The sequence below is a fragment of the Pedobacter heparinus genome (assembly GCF_032678725.1).
GTDB lineage: Bacteria > Bacteroidota > Bacteroidia > Sphingobacteriales > Sphingobacteriaceae > Pedobacter > Pedobacter heparinus_A.
The window spans coordinates 406,503-424,129 of record NZ_JAVTSC010000003.1; the positions used below are offsets into that span (position 1 = coordinate 406,503).

Genomic DNA, 17,627 nt, shown 5'->3' on the forward strand with positions numbered 1-17,627 from the left:
ATATCAATGAAGAATGCATTAGTTATTGATTTAGAAGCAGAAAAGCAGGAGATACTGAAAAGGTACCGTGCCCTTTTGCGTGCTTGTAAGCCAACGATGCAAAGGGGGGATAAAAAAGAAATCAGAAAGGCTTTTGATATGGCGCTGGAAAGCCACAAAAACATGCGGAGAAAATCCGGTGAGCCTTATATCTACCATCCCATTGCCGTTGCCCAGATTGCGGCGGAAGAAATAGGCCTTGGTACCACTTCCATTGTTTGTGCCTTATTGCACGATGTAGTAGAGGATACAGATATTACCCTCGAGGATATTGAACGCGAATTTGGTAAAAAGACAGCCAAAATTATTGACGGGCTGACTAAAATATCGGGTGTTTTTGATTACAACAGTTCTTTGCAGGCAGAGAATTTCAGAAAAATGCTGCTTACACTGGCAGATGACGTAAGGGTAATCCTGATTAAGCTGGCCGACAGGCTGCACAACATGCGTACCATGGATTTTATGCCCAGGCAAAAGCAGCTTAAAATAGCTTCTGAAACCATTTACCTGTATGCGCCCCTGGCACATCGTTTGGGTTTGTATGCCATTAAATCTGAATTGGAAGATCTTTCCATGAAATACCTGGAACCGGATACCTATAAATACATTGCCACTCAGCTGAACGAGAAAAAAGCAGAAAGGACCTTGTTCATTAAACGTTTTGTGGAGCCGATCAACGAGATCCTGGCCGAACAGGGTTTAACGGCTGATATCTATGGGCGCCCAAAATCTATCCATTCGATATGGAACAAAATGAAGAGCAAGAACATCCCTTTTGAGGAAGTGTACGATCTTTTTGCGATCAGGATTATCCTGGACAGCCCGCCTGAAAATGAAAAAGCGGATTGCTGGAAAGCTTATTCTATTGTTACCGATCTTTACCGGCCCAATCCAGACCGTTTGCGCGATTGGGTATCATCGCCTAAAGGAAATGGCTATGAATCTTTGCATACCACCGTAATGGGTCCTAAAGGACAATGGGTGGAAGTACAGATCCGTACACAGCGCATGAACGAGATTGCAGAGAAAGGATTTGCGGCCCATTGGAAATATAAGGAATCAAGCAATGACAACGGGCTCGATCAATGGATCATGAAGGTAAGAGAAATGCTGAACAATCCGGAAGCAAATGCCCTGGATTTCCTGGACGACTTTAAAATGAACCTTTTCTCGGACGAGATTTTCATTTTTACCCCTAAAGGTGCGTTACTGCAGCTGCCGCTTGGGGCTACCGCGCTCGATTTTGCTTTTGAGATCCACACCGATGTCGGGGCCAAATGTATTGGTGCAAAGGTGAACCACAAACTGGTACCGCTGTCTTATAAACTGCAGAACGGTGACCAGGTAGAGATCATCACCTCCAGCAAACAGTCGCCAAAAGAAGACTGGCTGAACATCGTGGTTACGGCCAAAGCCAAATCCAAGATCAAATCTTCCCTGAAAGAAGAAAAAAGAAAAGTTGCCGAACTGGGCAAGGAAACCCTGGAGCGAAAACTTAAATCACTAAAGATCACCTACAATACTGACAATTTAAATAAACTCAGCTATTTCTTTAAACTGCCTTCTACCCAGGAACTTTTTATTGCGGTAGCAAAAGGTAAGATAGAACTAAAAGATCTGAAAGATTACCTGGCCAGTGAGAAAGAAATAGAAAACCGGGGCTCCGACAGGAACGACCACCAGCAGATAGACGCTTTACTGAATAAGGTAAAAGGACCGGAATCGGATATTTTACTGATCGGCGAAGACCTGCAAAAGATAGATTATACACTTGCGGCCTGTTGCAATCCTATTCCGGGAGATGACGTATTTGGTTTTGTAACCGTTAACGAGGGGATAAAAATACACCGCACCAATTGCCCTAATGCCGCCCAGCTGATGGCCAACTACGGCTACCGGGTGGTTAAGGCTAAATGGAACCGGCAAAAAGAACTTACTTTCTTAACAGGCCTCCACATTATAGGTATTGATGACGTGGGGCTGATTAACAACATCACCAAGGTAATCTCAAACGATTTTAAGGTAAATATGCGTTCTATAACTGTGGATACAGACAATGGTATCTTTGATGGTTCCATCATGATCTTTGTAAATGACAAGGAGCACCTGGACAACCTGATTGAAAATCTGTTAGAAGTTAAAGGCGTAACGGGAGTTACACGCTTTGATGCCTAAAAATAACAATAAATCATAGCGTTTATATAAAAAAATGATACCTTTGAAAGGAGTTTAAAAACTATGTCGACAAACCACAACAGCGAGTTGGTTAGAAAAATATTCGAAGCCTACCTCGAAAATAAAAGTCTGAGAAAAACACCGGAACGTTTTGCCATCTTAGAAGAAATTTACTCAAGGGATGACCATTTCGATGTAGAGACCCTTTATATCCACATGAAAAACCAGAAATACCGTGTGAGCAGGGCTACTGTATACAATACATTAGAGCTGCTGGTTTCATGCGACCTGGTTACCAAACATCAGTTTGGTAAAAACATGGCCCAGTTTGAAAAGTCATATGGCTACCACCAGCACGACCACGTGATCTGTATTGATTGCGGAAAGGTTGTGGAATTCTGCGATCCCCGGATCCAGCAGATACAAAGTATGGTAGGGGAACTGCTGAAATTTGACATCAAACACCACTCTTTAAATCTTTATGGCGTTTGTTTTGATTGCGCTGCAAAGGCATCAATGAACAGCCAGACGGCCGCGGCTGGTATTAAACATGCAAGTTAACCAATTATAATATTTCCATTTTTAAATTTAAATAATGACGCAAGTAGACGTGCTTCTGGGCCTGCAATGGGGCGACGAAGGCAAGGGAAAAATTGTTGATGTACTGAGTCCGCAATATGATTTGATAGCTCGTTTTCAAGGCGGTCCGAATGCCGGCCATACTTTGGAGTTTGATGGCAAAAAATTCGTTTTAAACACCATTCCTTCTGGTATCTTTAATGAAAAGACCATGAACCTGATTGGCAATGGCGTGGTAATAGATCCCATCATTTTAAAACGGGAACTGGACAATCTTAAAACTGCAGGTCATGACCCTATTGCTAAAGGCAAACTGGTAATTGCCCGTAAAGCACACCTGATTTTACCTACCCACCAATTGCTGGATGCGGCAAATGAACAAAAAATGGGAAAAGATAAAATCGGCTCTACTTTAAAGGGTATTGGCCCTACTTATATGGACAAAACCGGACGTAACGGACTCAGGGTTGGTGATACTACGCTTCCTGATTTTAAAGAACGTTACAACAGACTGGTTGAAAAACATAAAGAAATACTGTCTCATTATGATTTTGAATACGATCTAAGAGAAAAAGAGGCCGCTTTTTTTGAAGCAATAGATTTTATAAAGAACATTCCCCATGTAGATAGTGAGCACTTTGTGAACGGCTATTTAAAGGAAGGTAAAACTGTACTGGCAGAAGGTGCGCAGGGTACTTTGCTGGATGTTGATTTTGGTTCTTATCCTTTTGTAACTTCTTCCAACACCACTACTGCAGGTGCCTGCACCGGATTGGGTATTGCACCGAACAAAGTTGGTAGTGTTTACGGGATTTTCAAGGCTTACTGCACACGTGTTGGCGGTGGGCCCTTCCCTACCGAACTTGATGATGAAGTTGGGGAAACCTTACGTCAGGTTGGTCACGAATTTGGTGCGACTACCGGACGTGCGCGCCGTTGCGGATGGATTGATCTTCCGGCATTAAAATATGCCATTATGCTGAACGGGGTTACAGAACTAATCATGATGAAGGCAGATGTACTGGATGGCTTTGATACCATTTATGCCTGCACACATTATGAGCACAATGGTGAAACCATTGACTACATGCCCTACGACATCATTACCGTTAAACCTAAGCCTGTATTGAAAGCAATAGCCGGCTGGAAAACTGATGTAACGAAAGTAAGCAAGGTGGCAGACATTCCTGCCAAGCTGAGTGAATACATTGCTTTTCTGGAAAAAGAACTGGAAGTACCTGTTAAGTATCTCTCTGTTGGACCAGACAGGGTGCAGACATTAATTTTGAATTAAATTAGACCTATATGTATAAAAAGGCGGCCATTGGTCGCCTTTTTTGTTCTACATTTGCGCAAATTAAAATGAGAGTTCAGGATTTATATTCATTTAAGCAAAAGGCCCTGACCTGGGCAAGTTCTTTTGAAGTATGCTGTTTGCTGGATTCCAATCACTATACTGATCCTTATGGCGCATTTGATCTGATCATTGCGGCAGGTGCAAAAGTGGCGTTAAATGCACGCTCTGCGGATAAATTTGCTGAACTGAAAACATTTTATGAACAGCACAGCAACTGGATGTTCGGTTTATTGGGTTACGACCTGAAAAACGAGGTTGAACAGCTCAGCTCTTCGAATCCAGACCATATCCATTTCCCCGACTTGTTTTTCTTTGTGCCCCAATACCTGGTCAGGGTTAAAGCGGGCAATGCGGAGGTATTGATCGGCGATCCAACAATTTTTGATGCGATTGAGCAGAGTTCCCCCTTTGCTGCCAACTGCGAAAAAGAAATTTCCATTCAAAGCAGACTTACAAAAGACCGTTACATCCAGACTGTTGAAGCTTTGCAGCAGCATATTGCACGGGGGGATATCTATGAAATTAACTTTTGCCAGGAGTTTTATGCAAAACATGCGGAAATAGATCCTGCTGCGATCTACTGCCGCCTTGCTGAAGTTTCTCCAACGCCTTTTTCAGGTTTCTTCAAAATAAAAGACCAGTATATTTTATCAGCCAGTCCGGAAAGATTTCTTTGTAAACGTGCAGATCAGTTGATTTCTCAACCCATTAAAGGTACAGCCAAACGAAGCCCGGATCTGGAAGAAGATGCGCGCATCAAAAATGAACTGGCTAAAAATACGAAGGAACAGGCGGAAAATGTGATGATCGTAGACCTGGTGCGCAACGACCTGACCAAAAGCGCCATAAAAGGCAGCGTAAGGGTTGAAGAGCTTTTCGGCATCTATGCTTTCCCACAGGTTTACCAGATGATATCTACGGTGAGCTGCCAGTTAGCTCCTGATATACACTTTGTTGACGCCATTAAACAGACTTTTCCGATGGGCTCTATGACAGGGGCACCAAAGGTTAAAGCGATGGAGCTCATCGAAACTTATGAATCGAGCAAGCGCGGCGCCTATTCGGGAGCACTGGGCTATATAAACCCTGATGGCGATTTTGATTTCAATGTCGTCATCCGCAGCATATTGTACCGGGCCGATACCCATTATTTATCCTTCCAGGTGGGCGGTGCCATTACATTTGCGGCCAATGCAAATGATGAATATGATGAGTGTATGCTGAAGGCATCAGCCATTATCCAAACCCTGAGGTCATAAAAAAAGCTGCCCTAAGGCAGCCTCTTATACTAGTTGACCGGTTTCCCGTTTGTAGATTTATAATATTTTTGCGCTTCAGGCAATATTCTTTGAATCTGTGCAATCCTTGTCGCATCGCTGGGGTGCGTGCTTAAAAATTCGGGTGGTTTCTGACTACCCTGTGAAGCTGCCGCCATTCTTTGCCAGAATGCAGTTGCATTTTGAGGGTTATAACCTGCCATCGCCATAAAGATCAGTCCCAGTCTGTCTGCCTCCAGCTCCTGGTTACGGCCATAGCTCAACATGGCCAAAGGTGTACCTACACCATATAAGGTATTAAATACCGACTGGGTTTTTGAGTTCTTTGACAAGGCTACATTTCCCGCTACGCCAATACCTTGTGCAACCATCTGCTGCGACATCCTTTCGGCCGAATGCCCTGCAATGGCATGGGCAATTTCATGTCCCATTACCGTGGCCAGGCCCGCATCATCTTTGGTAACCGGGAGCAAACCGGTGTAAACCACTATTTTGCCGCCAGGCATGCACCAGGCGTTCAATTCTTTACTTTGAACAACGTTTACCTCCCACTTATAATCCTTGATCAGATCAGCGTAGTTGTTGTTGTTCATGTAATTTTTTACAGATGCGATCAGTTTATTTCCAACATTCTTAACCCGCTGGGCCTCAGCATTGGAAGAGGACAGTACCGCACTTTTATTTTCTGTTAAAAACTCACTATAGGCCTGAAAGGCCATAGGCAGTACCTGATCGTCACTTACCAGGTTTAACCTGCTCCTTCCTGTCAGCGGCACTGTAGAACAGGAAGAAAATGCCAACCCTATAATGGTTATGCCTACAATTAATAATCTTTTCATAAGTTTTTGTTTAATTAGTTCTCTTCTTAAACAGATATACTTTGGATTCTTTTCCTTTAAGTAATCGTTCCAGGTTTTTCTGATGGGTGACCAATATCAGTATACAAACGCACATGCCGTACAGCACCTCTGATTTTATGGACGACTGAAACACGAATACTATGCTCAACGGAAAGGTAAAACCTGCACATATAGAGCCTAATGATACATATTTGGTGATCAGTAACACTGTAACAAATACCAGAACACAAAGCATCGCTGCCGGAAAGTTAACTGCCAAAATCATTCCAAAAAGCGTAGCTACCCCTTTTCCACCCCTAAAACCTGCAAATATCGGGAATAAATGCCCCATAACCGCCGTAACGCCCAGGGCAAGCTCGTAATTAACAAATTGCGCGGAATGCTGGGGCCCGGTTACAGACAGACCTATAAAATAGGCAAGTTTAGTTGCAGTGTAGCCTTTTGCAATATCTATGGTCATTACGGCAATACCTGCCCTTTTACCCAAAACCCGGAAAGTATTGGTGGCACCTGCGTTTCCGCTGCCATACTCCCTCACATCAACACCATAAAAAGCCTGTCCCAACCAAACTGCGGTAGGAATGGAGCCAAACAAATAGGCAAGGAGAACCGCTGAAATAGAATAGATAGAAATCATACCCTAAAAGGCTTTTAAACTCATGTCTAAACTCTTAACAGAATGAGTTAATGCGCCCATGGAGATATAATCTACCCCGCAGGCTGCATATTCTGTTACATTTTCTTCTGTAATACCGCCTGATGCTTCTGTAATGTATTTTTTGTTAATGATACCTACAGCCATCCTCAGATCAGCAAAGCTAAAGTTATCCAGTAAAATCCTGTCTACGCCGCCCGTTTGTAAAACCTCGTTCAACTCCGAAATGTTTCTTACTTCAATTTCTATCTGTAATTTTTTACCCTTTTCTTTGAGGTATTGACTGGCCGCCTGAATGGCCCTGGAGATGCCCCCGGCATAATCCACATGATTGTCTTTGATCAGGATCATATCATAAAGGCCAATGCGGTGATTTACACCCCCACCGATACGTACAGCCCACTTTTCCAGGTATCTTAATCCTGGCGTCGTTTTCCGGGTATCCAGCAACCTGGTATTATAACCAGTCAATAGCTGTACAATACGATTGGTTTTGGTGGCAATGCCACTCATGCGCTGCATGCAGTTGAGCACCAGCCGTTCTGCCAGCAGAATAGACTGGGAATTTCCGGTAACTGTAAATGCAATATCTCCATAGCTTACCCGGGCACCGTCCAGAATAAATACTTCTGTGAGCAAACTGGAATCAACCTGCTTAAATATTTCCAATGCAAGCGCTACTCCGGCTATAATGCCTTCGTCTTTAATCAGCAATTTGGCTTTGCCTTGCGCATCTGCAGGAATGGTTGAAAGAGAGGTATGGTCGCCATCGCCCAGATCTTCGGCAATAGCATTCTTTATGAATTGGTCTATGACTTGTCTATCCAAAATTAATATTTAAATCCAAAAATAGTATTTTTACTATTATTTATCAGGTTCTATCCTTAATTCTGTAATAAAAAAAGCAGCACCCGATTTTTTCATGGTAATAGAGACCCTGAATTTTCCATTTTTGGTTTGTAATGAAAGTATACCGAAACGAAAATTTGGATTGGTATTGATCAGATGGATCACCGCCGATTTTTGGGGCACATATTTGGTAAAGAAATTTCTTAGAATTTGTTCAGCCTGAGCTTTTGAGTATACATCCTCGTCATCTATGATGATTAATTCCACAGAGGAAGAGAAGTTTGCTGCGATTTCTTTTGCATTACCTCCCTTAAAATGCGCAGACAAATTATCTATAATATCGCCTTGAAGCGTATAAGAGTGCGGGATATCCAGAAAAAAAATAAATAAAAAAAGTAAGGGCTTTATCATCTCTATATAGCTAATGTTTGGAACGCACATAAACTATGCCATTAATAGAACATAAAACTTAATATATTTGCTTTGTCTATCGACACTTAAAATTTAAGCAAACACCAATGAACAATAAAAAGCTAGTGCTCCTTATTCTTGATGGCTGGGGATACGGAAAAAAAGACAATTCTGACGCAGCTTATGCAGCCAATACTCCATTTTTTGATTCTTTATTGCAAAAATGGCCCAATTCTAAACTGGAAGCCTCGGGTGAAGCTGTAGGTTTACCGGTCGGACAAATGGGCAATTCTGAAGTAGGACACATGAACCTTGGTGCCGGAAGGGTAGTTTACCAGGAACTGGGCAGGATCAATAAAGCGATCAGCGACAGAACATTGCATTCAAATCCTGTTTTAACAGACGCTTTTAACTATGCTAAGCACAACAACAAAACTGTTCACTTTATCGGGTTAACCTCTGATGGAGGTGTACATGCGCACATCAATCATCTGAAAGCCTTATGTGATGCTGCTACTGAGCAGGGATTAAAAGAGGTATTTGTACATGCTTTTATGGACGGAAGGGATACAGACCCGAATTCTGGACTGAATTTTATTAAAGACCTGGACCATCACCTGCAACATACTTCAGCTAAAATTGCCAGCGTAATTGGCCGTTACTATGCAATGGACAGAGACAGCAGGTGGGAAAGGGTTAAACTGGCTTATGACCTGCTCACCCAGGGCATCGGACAGCCGGCAAGTGATCCGGCAATAGCCATCGAACAATCCTATGCAGCTGGCGTAACAGACGAATTTATCAAGCCGGTGGTCATTACACAGGCTGACGGAAAGCCGGTAGCGACGATACAACCCGGCGATGTGGTGATCTGCTTTAATTACAGGACAGACCGCGGACGGGAAATCACAGCGGTGCTTACCCAAAATGACTATCCTGAATTTGGAATGCATAAACTGCCCTTGTATTATGTAACCATGACCACCTACGACGAGAACTTTGAAAATGTAAAAGTTATTTTTACCAAAGATGACCTTACAGAAACCCTGGGAGAAGTTTTAGCGTTACACCATAAAAACCAGATCCGCATTGCGGAAACTGAAAAATATCCACACGTAACGTTTTTCTTTTCGGGAGGCCGCGAACAGGCATTTGAAAATGAAAAAAGGATCATGATCCCTTCGCCTAAAGTAGCAACCTACGATTTACAGCCTGAAATGAGCGCAGCTGGGATTACCGAAGCCATTTGCAAAGAGCTGGAAAGCGGCTGGCCGGATTTTGTGTGCCTGAACTTTGCCAATCCGGATATGGTGGGCCATACCGGTGTTTTTGACGCCGTAGTTAAAGCAGTTGAAACAGCCGACAGCTGCGCGGAAATTGTAGTCAGCAAAGGACTTGAAAACGGCTATTCTTTCATCATTCTGGCCGATCACGGAAATTCGGAGTTCATGATCAACGGAGACGGGTCTGTAAACACAGCACATACCACCAACCTGGTGCCCTGCATTTTGGTTGATGCAGATTATACCAGTATTGCTGATGGCAAGCTTGGCGATATTGCCCCTACCATTTTAAGCATTATGGACATTCCTAAACCGGCAATCATGACCGGCAACAGCCTGGTATAATGGGAAAATGTTTATGCTTAGCCTTTACTCTTTTGTTCTTATATGGCTGTACATCATCCGTAAAAGAACAAAAGGGGATATTGACCTATTTCGATCTTAAGGGTTATTTTGAAAAAGAAGCCGCGAGACTTAAAAGAAACAAGCCCGTACTTACAAAAACGGTAATGGTTAACGGCGCTGCCGAAACGAAAAAGATCAGCATAGCTGACTGGCCAAAAGAGCTGGCGGTTTTTTCTGATGCAGACATTAACCGCTCGGCCTGGGCGGGGCTGTTTAGTGTTGAAAAAGACAGCCAGAAAGAACTTTACACTTCGGCTAATGAAAAAGTGCCGGTAAAAGAAGTTCGCATCCTTAAAAAGGACAATAAACTTTATGGGATACAAATTTTTGTAAAAAACGCCAATGTTTTATACAGTTCATCTGACACACTATCTTATTATCCTGACAGTCTGTACCAGGTAAAGAAAAAGCAGCACATTAAATTGTTAACTGAAAAAAACTATAGCATTACAGGAAAGTTTAAATAGCGGGCAGCTATTTTAAACTGGTCACCTGGGCTTTAACGTAATCAATCAAAGAAAGGATATCTTTTCTTTGTGGCTGAACCAGTAAAACCTTCTGGAAATCAGCTACCGAATTGTTAAAAATCGCTATACAAGCAGCTTTTTCTGCCTTTGTTTTAATTTTATAAGACTTATAAATAGCGTAATCCTTGTAAGCAAGGGCCCTGTTCTGCAGCAATTGAGGATCTTCTTCCCCATTGATCTCTATTGCTTTTGTAAAATCTTTGATGGCTGCCAGGTAAAAATTCTCCCTTAAATTATTTAAGGACTCCTTCGGGTCGTTAGCCACATTTTGCCTGGCCTTACCCCTGTAATAATAAGCAGAATAATCTGAAGGCTTTAAAGTGATCAGGTTGCTGTAGGTTTTAATAGAGTTTTCGAAATCTCCACATTGAAAATAAGAATATCCTAACATTTTCAGCACACCGGCATTATTGGGATTCTTTGCATCGGCTTTCTCCAATTGGTTAACCGCACCCTTATAATCACCCTTCATCATTGCCTGCATGCCCAGTTTATCGTATCCGCCGGTTTGTGCAAAAGTGGTACTTACAGAAAAAACAAATAACAATAAGATCGTTTGCTTGAAATAGTTCATCAATTTCTATTTAAAAAATAAATATATTTAAAAGGTTGGATATTGTCAACTATCGTACCATTTGCAAATATCTAACTAAAACGTCAAATAATTCAAATTATGATGTACTAATTAATTATTATTGCCGGCATGACTTTTTAACAGGGAAAAGCAGTGATTTCTTTTTTGGCACAGGAGTTGAAAATATCCCTGTACAATACAATTAATAATTTTTAAACGACATGCTGTCAGATTGTCGTTTTTTATTTTAGAAAGACTTATTTAATGAGTAAACAAGATCCATTCGATTTTAGCAATGCACTACCCATCATAAACGAAGACACTGAATTTTTCCCATTGATGTCTCAACAGGATGAAGATGAGATGAATAATGAGGATACGCCTGAAGTTTTACCCATACTTCCACTGAGGAATACGGTACTTTTTCCTGGGGTTGTAATACCTATTACCGTAGGCAGGGACAAATCTATCAAACTGATAAAGGAAGCATATAAAGGTGACAGGATCATTGGTGTGGTTTCTCAGCGTGATGTTTCTATCGAAGATCCAACATTTGAGCAACTGAACGGTGTAGGTACGGTTGCCCATATCATTAAAATGCTGCAAATGCCAGATGGCAACACTACTGTAATTATCCAGGGAAAACAGCGTTTCCGCTTATTGGAAGAGGTGCAGTCAGAACCCTATATCAAAGTGACCATCAGCAAGTTTGAAGAAACAAAGCACAAATCAGACAAGGAATTTAAGGCATTGGTAGCCTCTATTAAAGAGATGTCCAGCCAGATTATCCAGCTTTCGCCAAACATTCCGAGCGAAGCTGGTATCGCCCTTAAAAATATAGAAAGCACCTCTTTTTTAATCAACTTCATCTCATCCAACATGAATGCAGATGTATCAGATAAACAAAAGATGCTGGAAATGACCAACCTGCGTGAACGTGCCATGATGGTAATGGAACTGCTTACCCTGGAACTGCAGATGCTGGAACTCAAAAACCAGATCCAGTCTAAGGTACGTACAGACCTGGACAAACAGCAAAGAGATTATTTCCTGAACCAGCAGCTAAAAACGATCCAGGAAGAACTGGGCGGAAACTCTTCTGATCTGGAGTACGAAGCACTGGAAATCCGTGCAAAAAAGAAAAAATGGGAGGTTCAGGTAAAAACACATTTCAACAAAGAGCTGGAAAAACTGGGCAGGATGAACCCTGCGGCCCCTGATTATTCTGTTCAGATCAATTACCTGGAGCTCTTGCTCGATCTTCCCTGGGGAGAGTTTACCAAGGATAATTTTGACCTTAAACGCGCGCAGCGTGTACTGGATAAGGACCATTTCGGACTGGAAAAAGTAAAACAGCGCATTGTAGAATATCTGGCGGTATTGAAGCTTAAACGTGATATGAAAGCCCCTATCATTTGTTTGGTTGGCCCTCCGGGAGTGGGTAAAACTTCACTGGGAAAATCGATTGCCAAAGCATTGAACCGTAAATACGTACGCATGGCCCTTGGTGGCATCAAAGATGAAGCAGAGATCCGCGGGCATAGAAAAACCTATATAGGTGCCATGCCTGGCCGTATTATCCAGTCTATCAAAAAAGCCGGTGCATGTAACCCCGTATTTGTACTGGACGAAATTGATAAAGTGGGTTCAGACTTCAGGGGAGATCCTTCTTCTGCCCTGCTGGAAGTATTAGACCCTGAACAGAACAGTGCTTTTAATGACCATTACGTAGAAACAGATTACGACCTGTCTAACGTTTTGTTCATTGCAACGGCAAATTCACTCAGTTCCATACACCCTGCTTTGTTAGACCGCATGGAGATTATTGAGGTAAATGGTTACACCATTGAAGAAAAGATAGAGATTGCTAAAAAGTATCTTTTGCCTAAGCAAAAAGAGCAGCATGGCATAAAAACCAAGGACATCACTTTAAAAAATGCCTTAATTGAAAAGGTAATTGAAGATTATACGAGGGAATCGGGCGTGAGGGGGCTGGAGAAAAAGATTGGCTCACTGGTTCGTGGCGTGGCCACCAAAATTGCCATGGAGGAAAGTTATGATCCAAGCCTTAGCCTGGAAGATGTAGAACGTATTTTAGGTGCACCTGTTTATGACAAAGACCTCTATGAAGGCAATGAAGTAGCCGGTGTGGTAACCGGTCTGGCCTGGACACAGGTGGGTGGTGATATTTTGTTTATAGAAGCCAGCTTAAGCCCGGGTAAAGGAAAACTGACCCTTACAGGTAATCTTGGTGAGGTAATGAAAGAATCGGCCATTATTGCCCTGGCTTATCTGCGTGCACATGCCGAGCTGTTCGGTATAGATTATGTCCTGTTTGATCAGTGGGATGTACACGTGCATGTTCCTGCAGGTGCTACACCTAAAGATGGCCCTTCTGCTGGTATAACCATGCTTACGGCACTTACTTCGGCCTTTACGCAACGTAAGGTAAAATCTAACCTGGCCATGACCGGCGAGATCACCCTGCGCGGAAAGGTTTTACCGGTTGGTGGAATTAAAGAAAAGATCCTGGCTGCAAAACGTGCAAACATCAAAGACATTATTTTATGTAAGTCAAACCGTAAGGACATTCTGGAAATTAAAGAAAGCTATATCAAGGACCTGAATTTCCATTACGTTGCCGAGATGAAGGAAGTGATTGACCTTGCTTTAACTAAAGACAAAGTAAAAAACCCGCAGGATCTTACACCTAAAAAGCCCCAAATCTGATGAAACAATTATTTCTGACCCTGCTTCTGCTTTCGCTATCAGGCACAGTGATTTACGCGCAAACCTATAAAAACGAGTTTGGCTTCCGCAGTGATAACGATTCATACCTGGCCCAGGGCTCAGACCGCTATTATACCAACGGACTCTTCATCTACTTTCGCCATGCCCTTGACCAGGAGAAACTGGATCCAAAGCTTGAAAAAAAGACTTATGAAATCTCCGTTGGCCAGAAAATGTACAACCCCATCTCCGGCTACGCTCCCGATCCTACCCGGCAAGACCGCCCTTTTGCGGGTTATTTATATGCTGGTGGAGCTTTGAACTGGTTTTACACCAACGAAAGTATTTTAAAAATGAGCGCTGAAATTGGTACTACCGGCCCGAATTCGCTGGCTGAAGACGGGCAGGAACTGTTGCATGATGTAGTTGGCTTTTATGCACTTGACGGCTGGCAATACCAGATTAAAAACGCCATCGCCATAAATCTCTCTGCCCAGTATTCCAGGTTGTTGCATCGTGCGTCCAATAAGGCTACAGAATTTTCTTTTGAGGGATATGCCAATGCCGGAACCACATTTAGCGGGGCCGGGGCCGGCATTTTGTTCAGGGCCGGCGGGTTGAACCAGCTTTTTAATTCGGCCTATACCAATGCCGTAATTGGCAACAATGCCAAAACCAAAGCATTGGTAAAAAGAGAAGTGTTTTTTTATGCCAAACCGCAACTTAATTTTGTGGCTTATGATGCCACTGTGCAGGGCAGTATGTTTAACAATGATGACCCGGTTACTTTTGGCGTTAAACCCATCGTATTTGCGCAGCAAATTGGCTTTAATTACAGTTCACAGCGTTTTACTGTTGATTTCGGGATGATCTTTAAAACAAAAGAGATCAAAAGCACTGCAAAGGCGCATCAATATGGTGCAATAAGTATGTTTTACAGGTTTAATTAAGCGGGATCGCTGAACATGGCTTAATCAATCGCCGGGCGCCGTCTGCTTTCCTTTTTACCGGCAATGGCCTGTTTGTCGGCCAGCCTTTTCCTGATCACTGCTTTGGGTATTTTGGTAGATTTTCGTTTTTTCTGAACATGAAGTGCAGATTTTAACAGGATGATCAGCTTGGCAATGGTCTTTTCCTTGTTCAGGAGCTGGCTCCTGTCTTCCTGAGCTACCACATGCAGATTCCCTTCCTGATCCAAACGTCCGGAGAGTCTCTCCATGAGCAGTGCCTTTTCCTCCTCATTAAAAAAAGGCGCTTCCGCAATGTTTAAGATCAGCTCAACCTTACTGGACACTTTGTTTACGTTTTGCCCGCCCTTTCCTCCGCTGCGCGAAGTTTTGAAGGTAACAGCTTTTAATATATCATCTTTAACGGGTATCATGCGGCAAAAATAACAATTTATTGCATTAAGCCGTGCTATAGCAGTTTACGATTGACATCATACAATCCCACCAAAACAGTATTCCCCTCAGCATCTATCTTTAAACCGCCAAATCTGGCCGGCTCATATTTTTTTGCGCTTCCCTCTTCAAAAAAGTAAGACGCTGCACCTATATGTATCCTTGTAAAAGATCGGTTTCCATTGGAATAATATTTTACCGCAATTTCTTCTGCCCCCAAAGGCTGTATATCCGGCTGAAAACGAATCCTTTGCGCCACACCTGAACTGTCCGTCTTTAAAATGCAGTATCCTCTCTTCCCTATTGTGGTGGTTCCACGCTTGTCCAATACAGTTTCTTCAGGCAAACGATTGATCTGGTAATCGAGCCGCATGTAATCGCCCTGCATCAAAGATCTTGGATCAACGGGAGCCAATTCGAGCAGCAGCAATTTCCCATTGCGTAAGGTCTTTTCCTTCACCGCAACAGCCCAATTGATGTACCCAATTACCAGCACCAGGTTCAGCAGCAAAAAAATTTTCTCAGTCTTGCTCATGTTCTTGTTTCAGTTTGTTCTTAAAGATAAACCAGGCTATTAAAAATAAAACACCTGTGCCCAGCATCATATACGATTTTACAAGCAAAGTAAAATGCAGGTTATAATAGTATTGCCCTACAGCATAAATAAGCAATAGTATACCCGCTGCCAACCCAGTTCTGTGGCCAGTGTGAAAACTCACAAATATGATCAGTAAGGAACCCCATATGGGCAATGCCAGCACCTGAACCCAATTTGGGCCAGCATCTCCAAATAGCACAGTACCCGAATAACATAACGATGCCATAAGCGAAAACAACATACCCGTCCGCCATGGGTTAAACCGGATGTTTACCGCTGCGCCCTGAGTTAGCAACCGGGGCTCATATAAACTCAGCAAGGTAAATCCTGCGGCAGGCAATAAAAGAAACAGATGCATCAGCTCCTTGCCTCCATTTACATTCAACAATGCAAAAAGACAACCATGAATCATCAATACGCTTAGAAAATTGAGCATATAACTCGGTGTAAGGAAGGGAACGGTTAACGAAATAGCCAGCAGCAAAACAGCGACCATGTTGTCACTTTTGGTGATTTGATACATTGCCATGCCAATCATCAGGTTCGCAGAAAGATAGGCACTGATAGAAATGGTATCCATGATCACACTTTTAGACGCCCGGTCTATCCATACCGTACCCAGGATCATCAGCAGTCCCGAGGCCAGCAGCGCCTCAGACCAGTTCGATATCATCATGGCAACAAAGCCTATAAAAAAAGAACTGGATAAAAACCCGCCCACTACCGAAAGCGCCTTAATCCCCAGTCCCTGGTATTTATTCGCCTCCACAGCCAGCGCTTCCTCCATCTGCCTTTCCTGAAAAACAATTGTCCCATTGTACTCAGCCTGCAGTTTTTCGATGATCGATTCTGTATTAGGATTTAACGGCATACCAGGTTCTATTTAAGCGCATCAGCTCCCTAACCAGGAACGTAATGCTAATGACGATAACTAAACTGATAAAAATGAAGCTCTCTGTTTTTGCACTAACGCGTTCAAAATACAAAGCACATAAAACAATAATAATGCTGACCGGCAGGATACAAAGCAGATACATAGACCGGCGTTTGATACTATAATACACCCCTGCCGTATAACTAAGCAGACACAATCCCAAAGAAACAAACCATTCCGGAGGATACTGCTGCCAGATGCCAGACACCAGACCGATCGTTAAAATCACAACAGCCCCAAAGATAATTATCCTGGTAAACCAGCTGGCCACCTCAATCCTGGGCGACAGCAACTGAACACCAATCACAACCAGCAGATTAAAAGAATAGAGAATCGCATACATGGATTTCTCCAGCACATATGGCCCCGCCTGCCCTACATAAAGGACAAAAGTAGTGTTGATCAGCACTAAAAAAATAATCCACAGGGCCTCAAACCTGGTGCTTAGTGCCCATATCGCAATAAATATAGTCCAGCCCAGGAAGAGATCGTATGCGTCTGCGCCAGTCTGATAAATTTGTCCGAATACCGCAAACAGCACTCCAACAAGCACACAGCTAATGGTAATCAGCATATTTTTAACCAATTCTCTCGGTTTAAATATCCATATGGAAACTACCGGCAATATGATCATCGCCTGGATCATGCCCAGTTTCACAAATTTGTGAAGCTTATCCCAGTTGTAAGCAAAAAAGAAAATCATACCGGCCAGCAAAAAGGCCGCAGCAATACCCAATAATGCCAGGTCAGTAAATTTAGCCCATGCAATCCGATCGGCATATACGCCGTTCTTTCTAAACAAACCTTTTACATCCTGTTCCGGCAAATTGCTGTAACGGCTGATGATCTGAATGATGTTTCGGTTATAACCAGGTTTCAAAATATATATTTAAGCGTTTACCTGTCTAAGCTAACAATTATTAAATAAAATCAAGCGCTGATCACCAGTTTTCCTAAATACAGGCTGGTGCTTA

Annotated in this window: 17 protein-coding genes; 8 read left to right on the top strand and 9 right to left on the bottom strand. The window is 42.8% G+C overall.

Annotated elements, in window-relative coordinates:
- Nucleotides 1-6 precede the first annotated feature (6 nt).
- The 4 genes from R2Q85_RS07105 (at nucleotide 7) to R2Q85_RS07120 (ending at nucleotide 5,409) form a co-directional block, all read left to right on the top strand.
- Nucleotides 7-2,214, top strand: a complete 2,208-nt coding sequence (locus tag R2Q85_RS07105; protein ID WP_316811062.1) for a bifunctional (p)ppGpp synthetase/guanosine-3',5'-bis(diphosphate) 3'-pyrophosphohydrolase — start codon at nucleotides 7-9, stop codon at nucleotides 2,212-2,214.
- A 63-nt stretch (nucleotides 2,215-2,277) separates the two neighbouring features.
- On the top strand, nucleotides 2,278-2,775 hold the full coding sequence (locus R2Q85_RS07110; protein WP_316811063.1) for a transcriptional repressor: 498 nt from the start codon (nucleotides 2,278-2,280) through the stop codon (nucleotides 2,773-2,775).
- 34 nt (nucleotides 2,776-2,809) lie between these two features.
- A complete protein-coding gene (locus R2Q85_RS07115) occupies nucleotides 2,810-4,087 on the top strand; it encodes an adenylosuccinate synthase (RefSeq protein ID WP_316811064.1) in 1,278 nt (425 codons plus the stop codon).
- Between the two features lie 11 nt (nucleotides 4,088-4,098).
- Nucleotides 4,099-5,409 (top strand): anthranilate synthase component I family protein, encoded by a 1,311-nt coding sequence (locus R2Q85_RS07120; RefSeq protein ID WP_316811065.1) that lies wholly within the window; start codon nucleotides 4,099-4,101, stop codon nucleotides 5,407-5,409.
- A gap of 29 nt (nucleotides 5,410-5,438) precedes the next feature.
- Here the strand turns inward: R2Q85_RS07120 and R2Q85_RS07125 are convergent, their stop codons facing one another.
- Genes R2Q85_RS07125 through R2Q85_RS07140 form a run of 4 tightly spaced genes read right to left on the bottom strand, consistent with a single transcriptional unit; the run spans nucleotide 5,439 to nucleotide 8,202 of the window.
- Complete coding sequence (locus tag R2Q85_RS07125; protein WP_316811066.1) at nucleotides 5,439-6,266, bottom strand: M48 family metallopeptidase; 828 nt, start codon at nucleotides 6,264-6,266, stop codon at nucleotides 5,439-5,441.
- Nucleotides 6,267-6,276: 10 nt separating this feature from the next.
- Complete coding sequence (gene plsY, locus R2Q85_RS07130; protein ID WP_316811067.1) at nucleotides 6,277-6,924, bottom strand: glycerol-3-phosphate 1-O-acyltransferase PlsY; 648 nt, start codon at nucleotides 6,922-6,924, stop codon at nucleotides 6,277-6,279.
- A gap of 3 nt (nucleotides 6,925-6,927) precedes the next feature.
- The gene (gene nadC, locus R2Q85_RS07135) at nucleotides 6,928-7,770 is read right to left on the bottom strand and encodes a carboxylating nicotinate-nucleotide diphosphorylase (protein ID WP_316811068.1); all 843 of its coding nucleotides are present in this window, start codon (nucleotides 7,768-7,770) and stop codon (nucleotides 6,928-6,930) included.
- Nucleotides 7,771-7,806: 36 nt separating this feature from the next.
- Nucleotides 7,807-8,202, bottom strand: coding sequence for a DUF4783 domain-containing protein (locus R2Q85_RS07140; RefSeq protein ID WP_316811069.1), 396 nt, complete (start codon nucleotides 8,200-8,202; stop codon nucleotides 7,807-7,809).
- Between the two features lie 107 nt (nucleotides 8,203-8,309).
- Here R2Q85_RS07140 and gpmI point away from each other — a divergent pair, with 107 nt between their 5' ends.
- Nucleotides 8,310-9,830, top strand: a complete 1,521-nt coding sequence (gene gpmI, locus R2Q85_RS07145; protein WP_316811070.1) for a 2,3-bisphosphoglycerate-independent phosphoglycerate mutase — start codon at nucleotides 8,310-8,312, stop codon at nucleotides 9,828-9,830.
- The gene (locus tag R2Q85_RS07150; RefSeq protein ID WP_316811071.1) at nucleotides 9,830-10,357 is read left to right on the top strand and encodes a hypothetical protein; all 528 of its coding nucleotides are present in this window, start codon (nucleotides 9,830-9,832) and stop codon (nucleotides 10,355-10,357) included. The genes gpmI and R2Q85_RS07150 overlap by 1 nt, the downstream gene beginning before the upstream one ends.
- A gap of 7 nt (nucleotides 10,358-10,364) precedes the next feature.
- Here the strand turns inward: R2Q85_RS07150 and R2Q85_RS07155 are convergent, their stop codons facing one another.
- On the bottom strand, nucleotides 10,365-10,991 hold the full coding sequence (locus R2Q85_RS07155; RefSeq protein ID WP_316811072.1) for a tetratricopeptide repeat protein: 627 nt from the start codon (nucleotides 10,989-10,991) through the stop codon (nucleotides 10,365-10,367).
- A gap of 264 nt (nucleotides 10,992-11,255) precedes the next feature.
- Here R2Q85_RS07155 and lon point away from each other — a divergent pair, with 264 nt between their 5' ends.
- On the top strand, nucleotides 11,256-13,721 hold the full coding sequence (gene lon / locus R2Q85_RS07160; protein WP_316811073.1) for an endopeptidase La: 2,466 nt from the start codon (nucleotides 11,256-11,258) through the stop codon (nucleotides 13,719-13,721).
- Nucleotides 13,721-14,671 (top strand): lipid A deacylase LpxR family protein, encoded by a 951-nt coding sequence (locus tag R2Q85_RS07165; protein ID WP_316811074.1) that lies wholly within the window; start codon nucleotides 13,721-13,723, stop codon nucleotides 14,669-14,671. Before lon ends, R2Q85_RS07165 begins: the two co-directional genes overlap by 1 nt.
- A gap of 20 nt (nucleotides 14,672-14,691) precedes the next feature.
- Here R2Q85_RS07165 and arfB read toward each other — a convergent pair whose 3' ends face one another.
- Genes arfB through R2Q85_RS07185 form a run of 4 tightly spaced genes read right to left on the bottom strand, consistent with a single transcriptional unit; the run spans nucleotide 14,692 to nucleotide 17,533 of the window.
- Nucleotides 14,692-15,102 (bottom strand): alternative ribosome rescue aminoacyl-tRNA hydrolase ArfB, encoded by a 411-nt coding sequence (gene arfB / locus R2Q85_RS07170; protein ID WP_316811075.1) that lies wholly within the window; start codon nucleotides 15,100-15,102, stop codon nucleotides 14,692-14,694.
- Nucleotides 15,103-15,137: 35 nt separating this feature from the next.
- Nucleotides 15,138-15,656, bottom strand: coding sequence for a GDYXXLXY domain-containing protein (locus R2Q85_RS07175; RefSeq protein WP_316811076.1), 519 nt, complete (start codon nucleotides 15,654-15,656; stop codon nucleotides 15,138-15,140).
- Entirely contained in the window at nucleotides 15,643-16,590 is a 948-nt protein-coding gene (locus R2Q85_RS07180) for a DUF4401 domain-containing protein (RefSeq protein WP_316811077.1), read from the bottom strand. The genes R2Q85_RS07175 and R2Q85_RS07180 overlap by 14 nt, the downstream gene beginning before the upstream one ends.
- Nucleotides 16,574-17,533, bottom strand: a complete 960-nt coding sequence (locus R2Q85_RS07185) for a DUF2157 domain-containing protein (protein WP_316811078.1) — start codon at nucleotides 17,531-17,533, stop codon at nucleotides 16,574-16,576. The genes R2Q85_RS07180 and R2Q85_RS07185 overlap by 17 nt, the downstream gene beginning before the upstream one ends.
- Nucleotides 17,534-17,627 lie beyond the last annotated feature (94 nt).

Coding starts and splice junctions, on each gene's coding strand:
- R2Q85_RS07105 (WP_316811062.1), top strand. CDS start 7: ATGAAGAATGCATTAGTTATTGATTTAGAAGCAGAAAAGCAGGAGATA.
- R2Q85_RS07110 (WP_316811063.1), top strand. CDS start 2,278: ATGTCGACAAACCACAACAGCGAGTTGGTTAGAAAAATATTCGAAGCC.
- R2Q85_RS07115 (WP_316811064.1), top strand. CDS start 2,810: ATGACGCAAGTAGACGTGCTTCTGGGCCTGCAATGGGGCGACGAAGGC.
- R2Q85_RS07120 (WP_316811065.1), top strand. CDS start 4,099: ATGTATAAAAAGGCGGCCATTGGTCGCCTTTTTTGTTCTACATTTGCG.
- R2Q85_RS07125 (WP_316811066.1), bottom strand. CDS start 6,266: ATGAAAAGATTATTAATTGTAGGCATAACCATTATAGGGTTGGCATTT.
- plsY (WP_316811067.1), bottom strand. CDS start 6,924: ATGATTTCTATCTATTCTATTTCAGCGGTTCTCCTTGCCTATTTGTTT.
- R2Q85_RS07140 (WP_316811069.1), bottom strand. CDS start 8,202: ATGATAAAGCCCTTACTTTTTTTATTTATTTTTTTTCTGGATATCCCG.
- gpmI (WP_316811070.1), top strand. CDS start 8,310: ATGAACAATAAAAAGCTAGTGCTCCTTATTCTTGATGGCTGGGGATAC.
- R2Q85_RS07150 (WP_316811071.1), top strand. CDS start 9,830: ATGGGAAAATGTTTATGCTTAGCCTTTACTCTTTTGTTCTTATATGGC.
- R2Q85_RS07155 (WP_316811072.1), bottom strand. CDS start 10,991: ATGAACTATTTCAAGCAAACGATCTTATTGTTATTTGTTTTTTCTGTA.
- lon (WP_316811073.1), top strand. CDS start 11,256: ATGAGTAAACAAGATCCATTCGATTTTAGCAATGCACTACCCATCATA.
- R2Q85_RS07165 (WP_316811074.1), top strand. CDS start 13,721: ATGAAACAATTATTTCTGACCCTGCTTCTGCTTTCGCTATCAGGCACA.
- arfB (WP_316811075.1), bottom strand. CDS start 15,102: ATGATACCCGTTAAAGATGATATATTAAAAGCTGTTACCTTCAAAACT.
- R2Q85_RS07175 (WP_316811076.1), bottom strand. CDS start 15,656: ATGAGCAAGACTGAGAAAATTTTTTTGCTGCTGAACCTGGTGCTGGTA.
- R2Q85_RS07180 (WP_316811077.1), bottom strand. CDS start 16,590: ATGCCGTTAAATCCTAATACAGAATCGATCATCGAAAAACTGCAGGCT.